This window comes from Aquimarina mytili (genome assembly GCF_016735115.1).
In the GTDB taxonomy this organism is placed as follows: Bacteria; Bacteroidota; Bacteroidia; order Flavobacteriales; family Flavobacteriaceae; genus Aquimarina; species Aquimarina mytili.
Window position 1 is genome coordinate 376684 of the sequence record NZ_JAERQJ010000002.1, and the last position, 21458, is coordinate 398141.

At 31.8% G+C, this 21458-nt stretch carries 17 protein-coding genes; 6 read left to right on the forward strand and 11 right to left on the reverse strand.

Going from position 1 to position 21458, the window contains the following annotated elements:
• The first annotated feature begins 449 nt into the window (after positions 1–449).
• Both JJQ60_RS06535 and JJQ60_RS06540 read left to right on the forward strand, forming a co-directional pair.
• Entirely contained in the window at positions 450–1901 is a 1452-nt protein-coding gene (locus JJQ60_RS06535) for an MBOAT family O-acyltransferase (protein WP_201917888.1), read from the forward strand.
• Positions 1902–1912: 11 nt separating this feature from the next.
• On the forward strand, positions 1913–2863 hold the full coding sequence (locus JJQ60_RS06540; RefSeq protein WP_201917890.1) for a hypothetical protein: 951 nt from the start codon (positions 1913–1915) through the stop codon (positions 2861–2863).
• A 5-nt stretch (positions 2864–2868) separates the two neighbouring features.
• On the opposite strand, the gene JJQ60_RS06545 is transcribed toward JJQ60_RS06540, so the two are convergent.
• The 5 genes from JJQ60_RS06545 to purN all read right to left on the reverse strand — a co-directional run bounded on the left by JJQ60_RS06545 (position 2869) and on the right by purN (position 8314).
• Positions 2869–3906, reverse strand: a complete 1038-nt coding sequence (locus JJQ60_RS06545) for a GNAT family N-acetyltransferase (RefSeq protein ID WP_201917892.1) — start codon at positions 3904–3906, stop codon at positions 2869–2871.
• Between the two features lie 2 nt (positions 3907–3908).
• On the reverse strand, positions 3909–5657 hold the full coding sequence (locus JJQ60_RS06550; protein ID WP_201917900.1) for a NeuD/PglB/VioB family sugar acetyltransferase: 1749 nt from the start codon (positions 5655–5657) through the stop codon (positions 3909–3911).
• Positions 5658–5738: 81 nt separating this feature from the next.
• On the reverse strand, positions 5739–6971 hold the full coding sequence (locus tag JJQ60_RS06555) for a GNAT family N-acetyltransferase (RefSeq protein WP_201917902.1): 1233 nt from the start codon (positions 6969–6971) through the stop codon (positions 5739–5741).
• Between the two features lie 70 nt (positions 6972–7041).
• Entirely contained in the window at positions 7042–7653 is a 612-nt protein-coding gene (locus JJQ60_RS06560) for a sugar transferase (protein ID WP_201917904.1), read from the reverse strand.
• A 67-nt stretch (positions 7654–7720) separates the two neighbouring features.
• A complete protein-coding gene (purN, locus tag JJQ60_RS06565; protein ID WP_201917906.1) occupies positions 7721–8314 on the reverse strand; it encodes a phosphoribosylglycinamide formyltransferase in 594 nt (197 codons plus the stop codon).
• A gap of 218 nt (positions 8315–8532) precedes the next feature.
• Between purN and JJQ60_RS06570 the strand changes: the two genes are divergently transcribed.
• Positions 8533–10224, forward strand: a complete 1692-nt coding sequence (locus JJQ60_RS06570; protein ID WP_201917908.1) for a carbamoyltransferase family protein — start codon at positions 8533–8535, stop codon at positions 10222–10224.
• Positions 10225–10227: 3 nt separating this feature from the next.
• On the opposite strand, the gene JJQ60_RS06575 is transcribed toward JJQ60_RS06570, so the two are convergent.
• Positions 10228–10851, reverse strand: a complete 624-nt coding sequence (locus JJQ60_RS06575; protein WP_201917909.1) for a sugar transferase — start codon at positions 10849–10851, stop codon at positions 10228–10230.
• Positions 10852–10890: 39 nt separating this feature from the next.
• Positions 10891–12042 carry a glycosyltransferase family 4 protein gene (locus JJQ60_RS06580; protein WP_201917911.1) on the reverse strand — a complete coding sequence of 384 codons (1152 nt, stop codon included), beginning with the start codon at positions 12040–12042 and terminating at the stop codon, positions 10891–10893.
• Between the two features lie 313 nt (positions 12043–12355).
• Here JJQ60_RS06580 and JJQ60_RS06585 point away from each other — a divergent pair, with 313 nt between their 5' ends.
• The 3 genes from JJQ60_RS06585 (at position 12356) to JJQ60_RS06595 (ending at position 16929) form a co-directional block, all read left to right on the forward strand.
• Positions 12356–14314, forward strand: coding sequence for a right-handed parallel beta-helix repeat-containing protein (locus JJQ60_RS06585; RefSeq protein WP_201917913.1), 1959 nt, complete (start codon positions 12356–12358; stop codon positions 14312–14314).
• Positions 14315–14557: 243 nt separating this feature from the next.
• Positions 14558–15994, forward strand: a complete 1437-nt coding sequence (locus JJQ60_RS06590; RefSeq protein ID WP_201917915.1) for an MBOAT family O-acyltransferase — start codon at positions 14558–14560, stop codon at positions 15992–15994.
• 5 nt (positions 15995–15999) lie between these two features.
• Positions 16000–16929: a hypothetical protein gene (locus tag JJQ60_RS06595; protein ID WP_201917917.1), complete on the forward strand. Its 930-nt coding sequence runs from the start codon at positions 16000–16002 to the stop codon at positions 16927–16929.
• Between the two features lie 85 nt (positions 16930–17014).
• Here JJQ60_RS06595 and JJQ60_RS06600 read toward each other — a convergent pair whose 3' ends face one another.
• The 4 genes from JJQ60_RS06600 to JJQ60_RS06615 are packed head-to-tail and all read right to left on the reverse strand — an operon-like array spanning position 17015 to position 21440.
• On the reverse strand, positions 17015–18394 hold the full coding sequence (locus JJQ60_RS06600) for a phenylacetate--CoA ligase family protein (RefSeq protein WP_236669055.1): 1380 nt from the start codon (positions 18392–18394) through the stop codon (positions 17015–17017).
• 2 nt (positions 18395–18396) lie between these two features.
• Positions 18397–19530: a glycosyltransferase family 1 protein gene (locus tag JJQ60_RS06605; protein ID WP_201917919.1), complete on the reverse strand. Its 1134-nt coding sequence runs from the start codon at positions 19528–19530 to the stop codon at positions 18397–18399.
• Between the two features lie 3 nt (positions 19531–19533).
• The gene (locus JJQ60_RS06610) at positions 19534–20421 is read right to left on the reverse strand and encodes a glycosyltransferase family 2 protein (RefSeq protein WP_201917921.1); all 888 of its coding nucleotides are present in this window, start codon (positions 20419–20421) and stop codon (positions 19534–19536) included.
• A gap of 14 nt (positions 20422–20435) precedes the next feature.
• On the reverse strand, positions 20436–21440 hold the full coding sequence (locus tag JJQ60_RS06615; protein WP_236669056.1) for an EpsG family protein: 1005 nt from the start codon (positions 21438–21440) through the stop codon (positions 20436–20438).
• Positions 21441–21458: the final 18 nt, after the last annotated feature.

Below are 21458 nucleotides of genomic sequence, written 5' to 3' on the forward strand. Positions count from 1 at the left end.
AATAATCAAAATACGTTAGTCCCGTAAGAAAAGTATTATATTAACCTACAAGGCTTTACCCTCTATGATTAACAAAATCTAAACAATATGACTAATTCTGATCAAGCGAATTCAAATTAACACTCTTTAACATAAAAATTCCCCGAAAACACACCTCCATACTTCAAACAATTAATCATATAGAAAAATTAATTAACAGTACAATATTACTCCTTTTTTATTAAAACCAAACTAGGATAACACCTATTTTTAAAGGGGTATTTCCCCCTCTTCTCATATCACAGTTTATCCATACATTTGACATAAAACTCCATACTCCATCAAAAATTATAATAATAAATCTTGATTTATTTAATTAAATACATAAAATTTACACACTTCAAATATTATCGCAACACCTTTTTATATAAAAAACAACTCCATAAAATAATATAAATAAACTATGCAGGATGTTATTTAATTCTTTAGAGTATATCATATTTTTGCCGGTTGTATTTTTTATCTATTGGGCAGTTTTTAATAAAAAATTACAAACTCAAAACTGGTTTTTACTTATTGCCAGTTATTTTTTCTACGGTTTCTGGGATTGGAGGTTTCTGTTTCTTATACTAGCCAGTACTATTGTTGATTTTTTTGTAGGGCAACGTATACACTCCAGCTCAACAGCAAGAAATAAAAAAAGCTGGTTATGGCTTAGTATTCTATTTAACGTAGGGCTTCTGGGGTTCTTCAAATATTTTAATTTCTTTATAGACTCTTGGATAGATCTAGCATCTATATTTGGATATACCATACATAGCACCTGGACTTTAAAGATTATATTACCCGTAGGGATTTCATTTTATACATTTCAGACCATGTCATATTCTTTTGACATCTATCATAAAAAGATTACACCAACCCGAGATTTTATATCTTTCGCCACCTTTGTAAGCTTTTTCCCTCAATTGGTTGCCGGCCCCATTGAAAGAGCCTCTAACCTTCTCCCCCAAATTTTAAACAAAAGAACATTTAACTATCTTCAAGCCGTTGAAGGACTCAAACTTATTTTATGGGGTTTCTTCAAAAAATTAGTCATTGCAGATGCTCTTGCGCCGCTTGTAGATGATATATTCGCCAATTATAGCCAATATTCACCAAGTACTCTTATAATGGGTGTTTTCTTCTTTTCTTTTCAGATTTATGGAGACTTCAGCGGTTATTCTGACATCGCAATTGGAACGGCAAAATTGTTTGGGATTGAATTGAGTCCAAACTTTAAATTTCCATACTTTTCAAGAAATATTGCAGAGTTTTGGCGTAGATGGCATATTTCTCTATCTAGATGGTTTCGAGACTACTTGTATATTCCTCTTGGTGGTTCTAAAGTAAACCGATGGATTTCTATAAGAAATGTATTTATTATTTTCTTAGTCAGTGGTTTTTGGCATGGTGCCAATTGGACTTTTATTATATGGGGAGGTATACATGCTTTACTGTTTTTACCACTTTTGCTAACCAATAACAACAGAACATACCTTAGTTCAACCATTGCAGAAAAAACGATACTCCCTTCACTTAAAGAGCTCTTTCAAATCTTGACTACGTTTATATTAGTAACATTTTCATGGATTTTTTTCAGAGCTTCTTCCTTAACACATGCCTGGGCATATTTGAAAGCAATTTTTAGTAACGACATTGTATTAAAATACGCTCACCCATCTGGCTATAGAATGATAGACTATTTTATCATAATTATTCTATTTGTGATGTACGAGTATTGTATTAGAAAAGACGAAAGAGTTCCTTTTGATTTTAAATCACGATATTTTAGGTTTTTAATTTATGCCATACTTCTATTAGCGATACTTTTATTTTATGATGATCAAATAGACCGATCATTTATTTACTTTCAATTTTAAAACCTGAAATGATGAAAAAATTACTTAAAAAAAGCATTGTATATGGGTTTCTTCTTATAATCGCATTAGAAATTTTGGTAAGAATATTTCATTTGGGAAAAGATAACCCTACACGTTATTTAGATCAATATGGTGTAGAAAAATGGGAGCCGAATCAGCATGGGTTTTCAGTGACAGGAAATCGAAAACAGAATTTCTCTGAATACAAAATCAATAGTTCTGGATTTAATTCATATCGAGAGTTTACTCCGACAAAAGATAAAATCGAGATTGCCATTGTAGGAGATTCTTTTATTGAAGGTTTTCATCAGGATTATTTTAATTCGATAGGAAAAAAAGTAGAAAATGCATTACCAGAAACAGAGGTTTATGAATACGGTTATGCTGGATATGATATGGCAGATCAATTACACCTCATCCACAAATACAAAGAACAATTTGATGTAATAGACCATGTAGTTATATACATAAAATTTTCTGATGATCTAACTCGCGGTTCTTACAACATTGTTAGAGACAGACTTGCATTAGAATCACCTTTGAACAAAGCATTAAAAAAAAGTAAACTATTAGTGTATAGTAAAAGTATCGGAGTATTCGCACCAATAAAGCAACTTATCACAAAGAGTATTAACAGCATAAAAGGCAATAACACAAAGCATATAACACAAAACAACAGCAATACAAATATCAATAAGAACAAGAAGTATATTGATAACTTTAAAAGCCTGATTACCACATATGGATATGACAAGGATCGTTTTGTTTTGCTTCTTGATTCAAAAATTGCAAGCCCTGATTTTATAGTTTACCTCAAAGAAAATAATTTTGATTTCATAGATTTTTCTGAAGCATTTCAAAGCTCCAATCAACCGAATACTCTAATTTATGATCAACATTGGAATAATCATGGCAGAGATATTATTGCTTCACTAATTTCAGAATACATCAACCACAAATAGACCTACTATTTTGCTCTATATAGCGGAAAGAAATCTGTTTCGTTATCAAGAGTTGCATATTGCTCTGTTAGCTGATCATATATTTCTTGATTAACAATATATTTCCACACCTTAAAAACCTTGTAATCTTTAGAAAATGAAGATTTAAATCTAAATAAAGAATCTTCAGATGCCCCCAGGCCACCACCCAGATTAAAATACTTATACTTTTTTGAAGTCGCATTGATTCGCATTTCATCAATCAATATACGAATCGGAGTAAGGTATAGATAATCATTTCGAGTACCAGAAATATGATATTGAACAATATCATTAGTTTTAACCATCATTGCGGCAGAAATAATTTCATTAGTTTCATTATACGTAGCTAACAACACATCAGTTTGAAAGTCATCACTGTTTATGAAGTAATCAAAATACTCCTCGGTAAAATAATAGTTCTTTTTTGCATTAACTCTATCCATATTTTCATAATAGAGTTTAATGAACGCTGATATATCTTCTTTTGAATTACTGTGCCTTATAGAACACAACCTTCTACCTTTATTAATATATCTCTTTGTAGTTTTAGAAAAGACACTTCTCTGCGTATCTACATCTTGAGTCAAATCTATATTTACAACCTTACCTAATTCTATCAAATCTCCTAACTCTCCTAAAATTGCTTCTTGGTTTTTTATAAAAGGATTTAATCTAGAGAATACCGAAACCACTTTTTTCTCATAAAAAAATTGATTGAGTTGACTGATAAAATCAGAATTATCAAACGAGGCATCTATATTATTATGCAAGGGACCAGCATAGCCATAAACCGAAGTAACATCATAATACTCTGTATCAAAAATCTTCCTTAACAGTAAAGGTAATCCGATCACAGTACCATTATCTTCGTATTTTATTAGAATTGGCTTTTCATCTATTGCTTTAGAAAGTTGATGATAATCATAAGTATGATAAAAATCATAATACTTTACCCTGTTTAATAGGTTTTGCCATTCTAACTTTTCTTCAATAACCTCAATATTTAAGACTGACAAACTCATATTTATTCATTTTGTCTATATAGTGGAAAATAACCATTTCTAATATCGTCTACATCGAGCAATTCATTTACTTTACTTTTTAAACTAAGCTCGTTATAAATATCTGAATTCACGATTTTTCTTCCGGTATAGTATACAATATCTTCATCACTTGGAAAAAATGATTTTTTATATTTATACAATCCATCTCCATCTACTCTACCACCGCCAAGTACATAATACTTATACCCGTTTTCCCTTGCCCATTTCATCATTTCTATTTTCAGAAAATCATTTGGTCTAGTATAGAAGTACTCAGAAAGTGTTCCTCCTAAATAAGAATATAATGTATTTTCTCCTTTTAATATTAATTCTGTCGAAATAGGAACCGATTCCTTATACACAATTGCAATTATTGCATTATCTGGGTTTTCAGAAATGAAGTTTGTAAAATAATCTATATAAAAAAAGTACTGGTCATGCGCATTGATACGCTGCATCGTTTGTATGTAAATATCATAAAAGTCCTTAATTACTTCTAATGATATTGGGGCTTCAAAAATTTCTATTTGTAATTCTTCCTGGACAGCTTTTCTATAATTATTTCTAACCTTAGGTTTAAAATTATTCCATTGTTGTTCTTCATCAACAATTACCCCTTTTACATTTTTTAAACTAGGAATCAACTCTCCGGAGTATTTTAGATAGTTTTCATTAAGGCTAAACCGAATGAATTCACTTACGATATTTTTTTCAAGGTACCATTGATCAACTCTTTCCCAAAACTGCTGTATTAATTCTACACCAACCTTTTTTTGATTATATAAAGGCCCACTATATCCATAAGGCGATATTACGTCTTTATACTGCGTTTTTTCTCCATCGATCAAAATATCCCTTTCATAAAAAGGCATTACTACAACCGGAACACCGTCCTTTTTCAACACAAAATAGCACAACTGATGAATATTCATATCTGAAGTCCCCAACAACTCTGTTTTGTAAAAAGGATTTGAATTATTTAAAGAATCAACTATTTTTTTATACTTCTCCAGATCTTCTTCATTTTCTATCCTGTATCCTACAAAATCAATATTTGTACACGTAGTACTATTAAAATAATTTTCTCCCATTTCTCTTTTTCTAATCACTCTAGCTGGCACTCCATACGCTATACAATGGCTAATGATATCATAGGTCACTACAGCACCAGCTCCAATAACGGTATGTTTTCCAATTGATAAATTTTGAATTACTGTAGCCCCCATAGATATTGCAGAAAACTCTCCTATTGCGACCGTCCCTCCTATCGTAGCACTAGGTGCTAGACTTGAAAAATTTTCCATAACACTATCATGTCCCAAGTTAGCATTTGTATTAATAATGCAAAAATCCCCAACCTTCGCATCTGCATTTATCTTACTAGAATTTAATATAACTGTTCCTTTTCCTATTGAAGCATATTGACTAACAATAGCTGAAGGGTGGACGATAGAAACAAACTCAAAATCGGGAACAATTTTTTTAATTTTATAATACATCGAGCTTCTTAACCAGTTATCCCCAATGGCAATCACACATTTTGTAATACCCTTCTTAAACAAATCTGGTATTATTTCTTCCGTACCCAAAACTTCATAACCTAAAACTTTTTCTCCTTTGGTCTTAAAAGAATCGACAAAACCGTAAATCTCATATACGCCATTAAGCTCTATAGTATCTGCTACTACTTTAGCATGACCAGACGCACCAATAATTAGAATTTTATCCATTCATTTTTTTTATAACTACTACTCGAAATAAGTAAAATAAAATAATTTCTTAAAACATCAAATTTTACATTATTTATAATTTTATTCAAAAGTAACCTTCTGTTTGGCTGATTTACCAAGAATAACAAATGTTTTTTTATCATTCAAATCTTGAAAAATTTCAATATCCCGTATATGCTCTGATCGTGAATATAAGAAATCATATGTTATTCTTTTCAAATACTCCAGAGTCTTTACATCAAAAGAAACTTTACTAAATTTTTGACTATCAATGGTGTCGTCAAACTCACTTATTTTATAATCTTTAGTTGCCCTCTTTTTCTTCTTTTTAAAGAAAAACAAAAGTTTGTTTTTTAACATGCCTATATTTCTTTCTCTTAAGTTTACTTTAAGTCTAAAATAGAGCGACATGATTGATGATAATAAATTAGCCAACAACGAACTACTATCATATAATATATGATACGAGAAATAATATTCTTGATCACTCCATTGTGTTTTATACCCAAATTTACCTTTCGAAAAATCAAAAATCTCAAGTCCATTATCGATAGCCCATTCCAGAAGCTTATGTATTATTGTAAATCCTAAATAAAACTTAGAATAATCTATATCATACGCCATTATTGCTCCTATTGCAACCTTATCAAAATGATAATTAATTGAACCTGCAATAGGTTTATCCCCATCATATATTACATATATTGAAGCTTTTTTTTGCAGGATCATATCATAAATAACATCATAATAAAACTCCCATTCGTCAGGATCGAGGTTATTATTATGAACATGTATCTCTGAAAATCTTTTTTCTAGAAGCTCTTTGAATTTATCGAAGACTAAATCATAGGTTTCTCTTGATATATCTCCATAATATAGGGTATATGTAATATCAAAACTAGATTCTAACTTACGTTTATACTTATTGACCTTAGCAAGGCTACTTTTTCCGAATCTACTTTTCTTGAAGGCGGTTATATCTGGATATTGAGATGTACCCACCAAATACCCAGGATATTGTTGAATATCGATTGTTTTTAATGACGAAAAATTATGAGTAGTATCTAACTCAAAATAATCTGGAACGTCATAAAGCAAGAACACTTTTTTCTTAAAATCTTTTCCTGTATTAGAAAATTTATACGATATCCCTTTAGTAAGATTTTTACCAACATTAATATAGACTGGCAAAAAGGATTTCTTTACAAAAGAAACATTTTCTATAAAGTCAAATCTTTTTTCTTGTCCCGATGTATTAAAATGTTTAATCCACTTATCGGTAAATACCGGTAAGCAAAAAGGATTATTATTCATAATCTTGAGTATTTTTTTCCTATATACCTATGTTTTGGGGTTACTAATTGCGTTACTATTGTATATTAAATTATTCATCATCTCCACCAGTAAATACAGGCATATTAAGATTATCCTGACTATTTACTCCTTCTTTTAAAACAACCTTTTTTATAGTCATAAAAACTATTTTTACATCTAAGAGAAACGATAAATTATCTACATACCATGTATCATATTCGAATTTCTGTTTCCAACTAATTGCATTTCTTCCATTTACTTGTGCCCAACCCGTAATACCAGGTTTAACATCATGCCTACGCCTTTGCCAATCTTTATACAAAGGTAAATACTGCTCTAATAAAGGCCTAGGGCCAATAACGCTCATATCGCCTTTTAGCACATTAAATAATTGAGGGATTTCATCCAAAGAATACTTTCTAACAAAAGCTCCAGTTCTTGTAATTCTATCTTCATAGGGCAACAACTCTCCATCTTTATCTTTTTTGTCATTCATTGTTTTTAATTTAATAATCTTGAACAACTTCTCTCCTTTACCTGGTCGAGACTGAAAGAAAAATGGCTTGCCTTGATTAGCAAATACTAAAACAATAACGACAATAATAAATATCGGGGATAAAAGTATAAGTCCGATCAAAGCTGCAAAAAAATCAAAGCAACGTTTTAAAAACAGTTTATACATAAGAAATTCCGGTCAGGTATTTTGGTTATAATTTATATGGTTTATTGTGCTTGATCTTCGAAATCACTCAAAGATTATTTTTTTCTATTTTCTTAATTGTTTTTCTAATTATTTTTTGCCCTTTCTTTCCAAATTTGGGATACAATGTTTCAAAAGTATCACCTTCTTTAATTCGTATAGGTTCTTGACAAAGAATAATCCCTTCATCCAGTTTATCATCAATAATATGAGTTGTAATTCCTGTAATCTTAACACCATACTCCAATGCATCCTGAATAGCCGTTTGGGTACCTAAAAAACTGGGGAAAAGCGAGGGATGAATATTAAGTATTCTGTTGGGGAAAGCAGTTAACATTTCATCTTTAATAAGGTACTTATAAGCGAGCATAAAGATATAATCAATATTTCTTTTTTTCAGTTCTTCGATCAGTTTTTTTTGGTATGAAATTAAATTAGGAAAATCCTTTTTAATCAATCGTATAGTTTCTATACCTATTTCTTGTGCTTTTTCTGCCGCTCCGCATGGTTCTTGCTCATAAATCAAAACAGAAATATTACTTTTTTTAAATGTTCCTTTTTCATAAGCCTCTAATGTATCAAGTGCACTTTTCCCCCAACCTGAAACCAAAATTGCCCAATTTATTTTTTTAAGATCAGCCATTTATTTTTCTGCTTTAAAACTAAGATACAAAAGTTAACACTACCTTTTTAATCAAAAATTAAAATGCAATATTACCGTAAAATTATGGCTTTTATGTATATATTTACGCCTTTTAAAATTCATCTTTAAAAAGTGAATTGTAAAAATCACTCCCCCAGTATTATATTACATCAAAATACACTTAACAATAACATAATTGATCAGGAAATAAACAAATAATGGTAATATTAGGGTTAAACTACTACTTTCATGATTCTACAGCTTGTATAGTTGTTGATGGTAAATTAATAGCAGCAATAGAAGAAGAACGTCTTAACAGGGATAAACACACAAGGGTTTTTCCTCAAATGGCAATAGATCGCTGTCTAAAAATTGCAAAACTAAACTATAATGATATTGATCATATTGCAATTTCTATTAAGCCTTCTCATAATTTAGGTAAAAAATTAGTTCATTGCGCTAAAAATTTAAAGAGTTTCAAACCCTTTATTAATCATGAGTTTGTACATGCATATAACAAACAAAAAGGGTTTTGGAATTGGTTTAAATATCATTGGAACAGTAAAAAAGAAGGACCTCAGGTTCATTTGATTCCACATCACTTTAGTCATGCCCCAGGATCATTTTTTGTATCACCTTATGAAGAAGCTGCTTTATTAGGAATTGATGGATCTGGAGAATGGGCCACCAGTTGGTTAGGATACGGAAAAGGAAATGAGGTAAAATGCCTGAACCAAAGCTTTTTCCCACATTCATTAGGGTCTTTTTATGAAGCAGTCACTCAATTTTGTGGATTCAGGACTAGCTATGACGAGGGAAAAACAATGGGACTCGCTCCTATGGGTGATCCAAGTGTTTTTAAAGATGAAGTAGAAAAAATTATTACAGTCGATAAAAATGGACAATTACATTTTGATCTTAGTTATTTTAACTACCAAAATATGAGCTGGAAACGTTGTTCTCCTAAATTTTTTAAGATTTTTGGAGAGCCACGTAAACATGGAGAAGACTTCAAAAAACACCATATGGATGTTGCCGCGGCTTTTCAAAGAGTTTTAGAAGACAAAGTTCTTGAAATCTGCGATATTTTGCACGATAAGACTAAAGCTGATTATTTAGTGATCTCTGGTGGAGTATCACTTAATAGTGTAATGAACGGAAGAATAGTAAGAGAAAGTAAATTTAAAGATGTGTATGTGATGCCTGCGGCCGGAGATAATGGCACCGCTTTAGGAGCTGCATATTATCTTTATAATGGGATTCTGAATAAACCAAGAAACTTTGTCCACCTGGATCCTTATGTAGGAACGAGCTATACAAACGAAGAAATTGAAAAAGTTTTAAAAGGTGCTAAATTATCCTATGAATATCACGAAGATATTTGCGAAAAAGCTGCAACATTACTAGAACAAGGCAATATCATAGGTTGGTTTCAAGGCACCATGGAAATTGGCCCCAGGGCGCTTGGAAGCAGAAGCATTTTGGCAAATCCTGCTTTTCCAGATATGAAAGATAAAATCAATGCTGAAGTAAAATTTAGAGAAGCCTACAGGCCATTTGCTCCCTCAGCAATTGTAGAAGCCAAAAATGAATTCTTTGATCTTGAAGTCGAAGCTCCTTTTATGCTAAAAGTGTGTAATGTTCTTGAAGATAAACAAAGTATCATTCCTGCTGTAACTCATGTAGACGGAAGTGCGCGATTACAAACTGTAGGCAAAGACCTTCATCCCAGATACTACAATGTTATTAAAAAATTAGGGGATAAAACAGGAGTACCTGTTGTTTTAAATACAAGTTTTAATATTCAAGGAGAACCTGTAGTAGAATCACCAACAGATGCTGTGCGCTGTTTCTTTTCTACAGGATTAGATGGACTGGTGATCGGTAATTATGTGATCATGAAAAATTAAGATTTAGGCACGGTCTCTACGAGGTCGTGCATCATCCAAATTGATCATTACTGATTGAGGGTCAACAACAACATCTTTTGAAGTGATTACACTCTGAATTGTTTTTAAAATAATTTTAAGATCCAATACAAAAGAAAGGTTGTTTACATACTCTACATCCAGAGCAAGTCTGTCATCCCAATTAAGAAGATTTCTACCAGATACCTGCGCTAAACCAGTAATTCCCGGGCGTATTGAATGTCTGGCTCTCTCATTTTCTTTATAATATGGTAAGTATCGTATTAATAATGGTCTTGGACCAATAAAACTCATCTCCCCTTTTATCACATTAAACAGTTGTGGTAACTCATCTAAAGATGTTTTTCTAACAAAACTTCCAACAGCGGTTAGTCTATCTTTGTCCGGTAATAATTCGCCCTTTTCATCGATAAGATCATTCATTGTTTTAAACTTAACGATACTAAAAATCTTTTCATGCTTACCAGGACGTTTTTGAACAAAAAATGGTTTTCCTTTATTAGCAATAGCCAGGAAAATAGTAATAATAAAGAAAATAGGAAATAAAATAAGCAAAAGAATCAATGCCAAACTAAAATCAAGAACTCGTTTAACAAAAAGTGCATACATGGTTTTATAGTTTGATTGATTTTAACAGTCTCAAGTTACTTATTTGGTTATTGTTTTGTATTCTTCTAATAAAGAATTCCATACATATCGCCGTTCATATCTATCAACGATCATAGTTCTGGTCTTCTCTGATAACTTTGAAAATAATTCTTTATCCTCTAAGAAACTCTTCATATTTTCATACAATGCCATATGATCTTTTACAGGAATAATGATACCATTAACCATATGTTCTACAATTTCATTACAACCATTAATATTGGTTACAATACTAGGTAACCCCATTGAACCTGCTTGCATAACCACATTAGGAAACCCTTCTCTATAACTGGGAAAAGTTAAAGCATCAGAAATTGCAAAAAAAGGCCTAACATCGTTTTGCCATCCTGCTGCAATAATATTTGGATTCGTATTGATTTCTGCTTCAGTTTCGGGTAAAACGGGATCCAAATCTTTTTCATATGGTCCTACCAGCAATAATTTTACATGATCATACTCTTGATTGATTAGCTTAAAACTTTTAATCAATTCATTAACTCCTTTATCAGTAACCAATCTTCCTACATACGTAAAAACAAAATCGGATGCCTTAATACCATATTGCTTTCTAAAAACAAGATTATCTTCAGGCGAATAAAGTGCTGGATCAAAATATGACGTATCTATACCATTAGAGCTTCCTTTAGCAATTACCTTCAGTTTATTCTCTATGGTATATTTATTTTCTACAATAATATCCTTAAGTACAAAAGAATTAGGATAAATCATGGTCGCGCAAGAGTACGTAATTTTTTCTACGGTATCCAAAATCACTCTCTTAATCCCCTTTGCCTCTAGAAGTGGTAAACCCGCTATGGTGTGTAATCTGTGAGGAATACCTGCCAATCTAGCCGCCATCATAGATAATGTACCGGCTTTAGGTGTATGACTATGTACAATATCGGGTTTTTCTTTTCTAAAGATTTTGTACAATTGGTACAATGCTCTCAAATCATGAAATGGTGTAATCTTACGGGTCATTTCAACCGGGATAACTTTCACCTCTTCTTTTTCTGAAACATATTCTAATATATCTCCTCCACGGCTTGAAACTCCAATAATCTCATAATGTTGAGACATAAATTTTAGTTGTCCCTGTAATAATCCACCTAGTGATATGGGTACGGTTGTAACCCGTATGATCTTTTTCATGTAAACAGAATTGTAAAATTTGAGCGCAAATTATAAACGGGTACAAATATAGGTATATGTGTAGGTTTGAAAACTTTAATTTTAAGTTTCTTTTTTATGTTTAAATATTTATTATTAATCGGGAACAAATAAAATAGTATTTTTAGAGGAAAGTTTTGAAAAATGATTGTTTTGACAAGTATAAAACCCTACATATCTGATAGTTAACTTTTTTTTAACACATTTTTAACACTTTCAACGTGTTTTTTGCACAATTTATCGGATAACCCTACGTTAAATGATGCATAAATAACCCAAAAAATAATTCCCCCAAATGAAAAATTTAATTTTTCCCTTACTTTTTATTTTATCAGTTTTTATTTTCTCCTGTAGCAGCGAAAGCGTTGGAGATTTAGTTCCACAAGAAATTACAGATGGATCAGAAGTTATTATACCTGATACTCCAGAAAATGTAATTACAACACCGTGTGGTTTTGACCTAGCTGGCGTTAGCGCCAATGAAACAGTTGTTATAGACTGTCTTTTAGACCTTAATGGTGAAACAGTAACCTTACCGGCTAATGTAATATTTGATTTTGCTGGTGGTGATATCATTAATGGTAAATTGATATTTGCCGGAGGTAAAATCGATGGAAGATTATTAAGTTCTAAACTTGATATTGAAGGAGAAGTAGAACTTAAAGATCCTAAGTTTACATTTTATGCCGTACGTTGGGATCTTGTAGAAGGACAAACTAACGAAGATCAAGCACAAAAAAATGTAGCAATCTTAGAAGATACATTTGAATTTATTAAGACATTAAAAGGAAACACGGTTCAGATAAATAGATTAGATGCCTTTTTTGATGTAAGTAGAGTAACGAGTACAACTAGTAATCAAAACTTTTACCCAAGTGTTGAAGCTATTAATGTACCTTCAGATTTTACATTAATAATGACCGAAAATACAAACCTAAGAGTAATTCCTACCAATAGAGGGTCTGGAGTATTATTAGCTGCCAGAGATGTAGAAAATGTAAATATTATTGGAGGTAACCTATGGGGAGATCGTGATCAGCACGTATATTCAAGACCAGACGCAGAAGAAGGGCAATTTTTATTAATGCTTCATGGTGCACGTAATGTGGTTGTTGATGGCGTAACCATGAGAATGGGGTCTGCCGGATCTATGAATATCAACTCAATTGGGTTTACATATGAACCTCATTATATCGCATCTCGTGATATTGTAATTAAAAACTGTCTTGTAGAAGAAAGTAGAAGAATGAGTTTATCGATCACTGATGGACATGACATCCTTATAGAAAATAATACATTTGTTAATACAGGACGTCACAGAGAATTATCAGACGGTTCTACGGTAGGATATGCTATCAATATAGAAGCATTAAGAAGAAGAGATGAAGTAACTAATGAACTTATTTATTGGGAACGAGCATATGATATCATCATTAGAAATAATACAGAGCGTGGTAGTAGAATTGGTGGGATTACAGTTTCGATTGGAGAAACGGTAACGATTGAAAATAATAATATGGAGAGTAAAGTAGTATACTCGACAACAAACAATACCAAGATCATCAACAATACTTTTACAGCATCAGAGCAATCTGCAGGGTCACCGGCATTGATAGCAGGAGGAGAAGGTCCAACGGTATTTAATAACGAGGTATCGGGTAATACATTCTCTGGATATGGTGTAGCTATTGCAGCGTTTAACGATGATGTAAAAATTAACAATAACATCATTAACGAATGTATTAGTGGTATCCAAATCAAGAATGCTACGAATATGACGATTAATGGAAACAAAATCACAAGTAGTAAAACATCAAGTAAAGGAGTTTCTGCACAGCTTACTACTGCTGATAATGTAACTATCATGGGGAATGATATCTCTGTACAAGGTAATCACCTATACTTTGTAGAGCTTAATCAAGGAGCTGGAGAAGAGAATTTTAATGTAATGGTAGATAATAATATGTTCCGTACGCCTGTAAGTTCTGTATTCTCAAAAACTAATGGTGTTACTTTCCAGAATAATGATTCTCAAGGAGGATTACAATTAATCAATGCTTCTAAAATATCATTAGCAACTAACGATATTGTATCTCCTAGTCATGGTGTTCGTTTAAGCGAAGTAAATTCTGAAATATCGATAACTGGAAACAGTATATCGGTTCCTTCTGGATCTTTTGAATGTATCAAAGATGATTCAACAAATGCAAATGCAATCGGCGCTGATACAGGTAACACTTGTGGATCGAGATAATAAATCATCGTACGAACGATTTAATTATAATTTAAAAAAGGGATGCTCATAAGCATCCCTTTTTTTGTGATCACATTATTGTATACTGGTAACAAAAGTTACATGAAACCCCTCCTCTTAATTATATTAGGGGAATTTACCCCTATTTTCATTCCTACTTATTTTTGTACATAAATAAAATGTATATTTGGCACTTATTTAAAAGCCCCCACTTCTTTTTACTTTAAATTTTAACACTTAACAATGTTATTTAATTCTTTAGAATTTTTAATATTCTTACCGGTAGTTTTTATCCTATACTGGTTTGTAGTTCATAAAAAACTAAGATCTCAAAACTTTCTCATATTGTTGGCTAGTTATGTTTTTTATGGCTGGTGGGATTGGCGGTTTCTATCCCTTATTATCTTTAGTTCAACAATAGATTTTTTGATTGGGGTTTTCTTGTCAAAAACAGAAAAAACAAGTACTAGAAAATTACTCTTAACCAGCAGTATTTTGGTAAATATTGGGTTTTTGGGATTCTTTAAATACTACAATTTTTTCTTAGAAAGTTTTATAGATGCCTTTACCTTTTTTGGACAAAGTATATCTGCCGAACGATTGCATATAATTTTACCTGTAGGGATAAGTTTTTATACGTTTCAAACTTTAAGTTATACGATTGATGTTTATAAAAAGAAATTAGAACCTACCAAAGATGTAGTAGCTTTCTTTGCTTTTGTGAGTTTCTTCCCTCAGTTAGTTGCGGGACCAATAGAGAGAGCTACCAATCTCTTACCACAATTCTATACCCAAAGAAAATTTGAATACAATAAAGCTGTTGATGGCCTTCGACAAATATTATGGGGATTATTCAAAAAAATTGTGATTGCAGATAATGCTGCTAAGTTTGCAAATATCATATTTGATAGTTCAGCTGACTATTCGGGAAGCACACTGGTATTAGGAGCCGTATTCTTTGCTTTTCAGATTTATGGAGATTTTTCAGGATATTCAGATATCGCTATAGGTACCTCAAGATTATTTGGTTTTAACCTTATGCGAAATTTTGCTTTTCCATATTTCTCAAGAGATATTGCAGAGTTTTGGCGTAGATGGCACATTTCTTTATCAACATGGTTTAGAGATTACTTGTATATCCCATTAGGAGGTAGTCGAGGAGGCACCTGGATGAAAATCAGAAATACATTTATTATATTTATTGTAAGTGGATTTTGGCATGGTGCCAACTGGACATTTATTGTTTGGGGATTTTTGAATGCCCTATATTTTCTGCCGCTGATGTTATTAAATAAAAACCGGGTTAACACCGATATTGTAGCAAAAAATAGAGTTTTTGCCAATGTAAAAGAGATCTTACAGATCTTTATTACATTTTCGCTTACCACAATAGCATGGGTATTTTTTAGGGCAGAAAATATAACACATGCTTTTGTGTATTTATCTGAGATTTTTTCGGCTTCTCTATTTCAGATGCCCGAATTTTTTCCAGTGCAAGTTATATTTTTCATTATTGTATTTGTAATTATAGAATGGTTGCAACGAGATAAAGAACATGCTTTAGAATTTGAAAATACAAAAATGCCACGATTGGTTCGGTTTGCTTTTTATTACCTGCTTATTGCTGTGATATTTTTGTTTGGAGGACAGCAACAAGAATTTATTTACTTTCAATTTTAAGTAAAATGAAACGATTTTTTAAAACATTACTGATTTTTATAATTCCGTTAGCCGTTGTAACACTGGTATTCGAGATATACCTAAGAACAATGAATACTGAATACAAACAAAAAATCACAGGTTTATCGGCTAATTATAATACTATAGAGATATTGGCTCTGGGTAATTCTCATGCGTATAATGGCGTAGATCCAAGACAGTTTGATTTAGAGGCTTATAATATGGCCGCTGGTAATCAATCCTTATATTTTGATAAACGAATTACATTGAAACATATTGATAGTTTAAAAAACTTGAAATATGTATTGATTAGCTTTGATCAGCACTCTTTATATTTTTCGAGCCAGGGGATTCGTGATACTTGGTTATATTATGATTATGATATTAAATATAAAGACAAGACCGAGTTTTGGAATGATATATCACATTTTTGGTTAGGGTATACACCTAGAATTGCGGTCTCAATAGTAAAAGATAAATTGCTTGAACAGTTTAAAGATACACGAAGCCACAGTGAAGAAGTTATAAAAGGTTTTATGCCGCATTACGGAAGCGTTGCAAATTCTTTTACTCCCGCTGGTATAAAGAAAAAAGCGAATTATTTTAATAGAGAAGTACAAAACTCTATTGAACGAGAAGAAAACCTTGCAGATTTAGATGATTTTATAACTCAACTCAAAAAAAAGGACATTACTCCTATCCTATTTACATTACCAATGTATACTGACATCTATCCGCATTTAATCAAAGAATATGTAAATCAAAATAAGAAAGATGCCCAATACTTAACAGAAAAGCATAATATTCAACACTGGGATTTTTCTGACGGCGGTGAGGATAAATCTCTTTTTTATAACAATGATCATCTCAATCAAAAAGGTGCAGAATTCTTTTCTAAAAAAATGAATATGCAACTCAAAAAGTTATTGCAATAGTTAAAAAGAAGTATTATCTAAGGATATAAACGGTATTGTTCTAAAAATACGTCACTTGGAGTATTTTTATTATCAATTACTCCCCTTAAACATCTTTTAAAGAGTTCTTAACGATTCTAAACTTACCACTTTTCTCTACAGGAATTTCATCAACATATTTCAATATTATCTTCATTTTATGCCCAACTCTATCCCTAAGATTCTTAAGAAAAATTTCTTCATACTTAGCAGTATATTCTTTTTCATCTTTTTCAATCAGTACAACGATCTCCTCTACGATATCTTGTTGAATTTGGAACTTTACAATCCCCTTTACACCTTTAAGACTATTAGAAATATTGCCTAAGTTAATTTTACCAATTTCTTCAGAATAAATGTAATCAGATATTCGGCCTAAAATTTCTTTAACTAATGGATTATTATTGCCACAAGTACAGGTTTCATCACTTAATTCAATTTGATCCCCTATATCATATCGTATAAGTGGTGTGCCATGAGTATTAAAAGAAGTAATCACCAATCTTCCTTTTTGAGAAGGGTTAAAATTGTCATCAAAAACTTCAAAGACACCACTTTGTAGTTCTAAGTGTAATTTCTTGTTTTTACATTCTAATATAAAAGGCGCCCCTTCCGAAGAAGCATACTGATTATATAAGTTGGTCTTAAAATAGCCTTCAAGCACAGTACGAATATCATCTGTAATAGTCTCGGCAGTAGGAAATATAGCTTTTATGGTTCCGGCAGGAAAATCAATATTATTCGCCATACCATACTTAGCAATTTCATACATAGTAGAAGGAAAACCAACCATATACTCGGGTGCATACTTTATCAAATCCCTTACGTAATACTCCAGGTATTTATTATGAATATGAAATGTTGAGTAATATCGTACATTATAAAAGTGGTCCGTTTTCCAAAACCTGTTTTTCTTAATATCACGATTACTCAGAAGGCTTTTACCACTAAACCAGGCCGTTTTTTTCCCTAATTTGTATCCAAAGCTATTTCTAAAATTATCAAGTATCGCAAATCGTTCTTCAATATCATCGAAAGTAAATACTACTTCAAGAGACTTACCGGTAGTCCCTCCAGTTTTAGAAACCCCTCCCTCGCTTTTTTTTATGGTATATACATCCTTTATATTTTGTCTTAAAACTTCCTTATCGACTATAGGTAGTTTTGTAATATTAGTAAGATCATCTGGAGATTCTATACCAGAAAGAGAGGTTTTATAGTATGATGATTTATCCTGTACATAAGTAATAAATCTTTTATACTTTTCTTTCTGAACATTTTTTAACTCCTCGAGAGATAATGTACTATTCTTTTTATAATGGTTTAAAAAGCCAATATACTTTTTAGAATACCTTTTTCTGTAGGCCAGGATGTTATATAGAGAAACTATCCAATTTTGGATAAAATGGGGTGACTTTGAATAAATTTGTTCTTTAATATTTCCCATATTTAATTAGAAGTTAGTGATATATAAAAATCTTCAAAAGCCTTGACACCAGATTTAATATCGTATCCATGTTCTTTAATTTTATCAAAATTATTTGCTCTTTTATACTTATGGGCTTCCAAAATTTTATCTGCCCATACAGAAGGAGCATCTTCTATTGAAAGAAAAGAAATATCATCCGTAATATGTACTTCATTTGTTATGGTATCTGAAGCAAAGATTTTAAGTCCGGCGGCTTGTGCTTCAATTAAGGTAACCGGTAATCCTTCATATAATGAAGGAAAAACAAAAATATCCAGCATTTGACAAAGACCAGGAATATCACTTCTCAAACCTAAAAAGTGTACTTTATGATCGATAGCGAGCTGCTTAGCTTCATTTTCGATAGTTTTACGTAATGGTCCATCCCCAATAAGCACTAAACTACAATCCTCTTTTTTCTGAAGTGTCTTTTGAAAAACCTTAAGTAAATATGTATGGTTTTTGGGATCTGTAAAATTTCCGATATGTCCAATAACAAGTTGATCCTCTAAACTATTTTCTTTCTTATATTTTTCAGATATTTCTGTATTGTATGCAAACTTTTCTGCGTCAATGGCATTATTCATTATTTTAAAAGGTTGCTCGGCTCCAAATAACCAGTTCCCTGCTTTTTCTCCACAGGAAAAATAATGTGTAGTATGATTATGAATGCGTTTCTTAAGTCTAAATTTAACCGATTTTTTAAGGGCTTCTTTTGCACTTTTAGGATGTAATAAGTCTTTAAGTTTTATCTGTTCTGTTGCAGTATGAGCATGGGCAATTCGATATGGAATTTTATATTCTTCAGCAATTTTGAGTACAAAACTGGTAAATGTATTAAGGTGAGAATGAACAACGGTATACTCGTTATGCTCTTTAAAAAAGGCTCTTAATTCTTTATAATAGTTTGCTGGAAAAAATGGATTAATTGTAGACAATCTATAGATCACTCCTCCCAAACTTTCGATTTCTTCATCAAAGGCGCCTTTTTCTTGGCGGTGTACCAAAAAATCAAATTGAACTTTTTCTCTATCAAGGTTACGATAGTAGTTCATGATCATTGATTCTGCCCCTCCACGTCCCATAATTGTAAAAACTTGTAAAATTCTGATCATGTACTAGACTTGATTTTTTGTTTTTAATCGTATGTATAAATTCAATGCTACCCCAAATGGAATAGCCATAATGGTAATCAATTTCCTTGGAGATTCCTGAATAAACTTCCCATTCTTAATAAAGATAGAGCTGGATACATAATGAATTGCATTCTTAAATTTATCTTTAAACGTTTTTGCCAAACGCATTCTATTTTTTCTCGAGAATGCGAATCCATTTGGATGTCTTCTGTATTGTTTTAGCATATTCATACTAGAACCATCTGGCATATACTCTACAATACATAATACTTCGTTTAAAGTCAAAAGTTGATAATCCTGATCAATTAATTGATAGAGGTACCCAAGGGGTACAAATCTTTCGCCTTCAAAAAGAGGATATTTGGGATATTTTTTCACAACTTCTGTTCTATAAACCAGCTTTTTATCACCCTGAGCATGATGAATATTATATAAATCATACATTGTTGTTTTTTTCAATGTATCAGGAATTTTTGTACCTATTATCTTTCCGTTCACATCGGCATCAAGTCCTACCATTCCGGCATATTGATCTGATCCATTGGTTTTCCAGAAAGAAATAATTTTTTCTACTGCATCATCAGGCATATAATCATCAGAATCAATACAAACGTTTAATTCGGTTTCAATCAAATCATAGGCTGTATTGTGTGCACCATGCATCCCTTGATTTTTTTGATAATGATACTGTATCTGGATTTTACCTTCTGCAACCCATCCTTCAACTACTTTTTTAGTATCATCAGAAGAGCCATCATCAATAATCAACCATATAAAATCATTATTTGTCTGTCGTACCAGACTATCATAACAATTCCCTAAGCAATATGCCCGATTATAACTTGGTGTAAAAACAGTTAAGGTCTTCATTTTGTATAATTTTGTTAACTATAATAAATCAAATACATAAAGTAGGTAAATCCAAAATACCCCAGTACTACCCTACCAATAGCTACATGTTGATTTTTAAAAAATTGTTGCTTTAGAAATGGATAGATAATCACAAGGGCCATCATAAACCAAGATAAATATGCAAATCGATTAGAAAAATTAGCACGAATTACTAGTATCCAAAAGGCATTACAGATTACATATACATTAAATAACTGATGGTATAAAACATCTTCATACTTCCGCTTAAAAATAAAATACCACCCTGCATATACTGCCCCTGCACTATAGATTAAAAAATCCCATCGGAACCCCGTTTTCCCATACGATTCACCACTGGTATTCTCTGATAAATATCCGCCCAAACGCTCCTCGGCAAACCCAAGACTACCAAACAGTGATTCCCAAAATCCACCAAGTGCTAATGACAAAGGAATCGCAATAAACCATCCTATAATATACGTTTTAGGTCTATTATAAAAATACGCCAGTGCATAGGCTAATGCAGGCAGCATTACTGTTTGGTGCACCAATGTTGCTAATACCATAAATGCGACCATTACTGGTACTCTTTTATGATATGATAGTCCCAATAAAAAAATTGAGGTTGCCATTCCGTTTCTCATTCCATTAACTCCATATGTCCAAAACGAAAATGAAATAACAAGTAGTAAAAAACTATAGTACCAATATTCTTTAAAAAAAGAAATAGAAACTCTATACATTGGATATATATAAATCAATGCACAAGAAGCAAAGAAAAATTTTGCACTCATCACTGAGGAGCAAAATTTCATAAAGATATTGAACGCTATATCCTTATCCGTATTGGCAGGTGCCCCGCTAGCATAATTCTTATATTGTATGTCATAGTTCCCCATATCACCAAATAGATAACTAATCGGCCTGAAACCCATATAAACAACAATAAAAAATAAGAGAACATAACCCATCCCGTTGATGAATGTAACGTTTTTCTGGTCATGTAATGATAACATATAAGTGTGTAATAACGT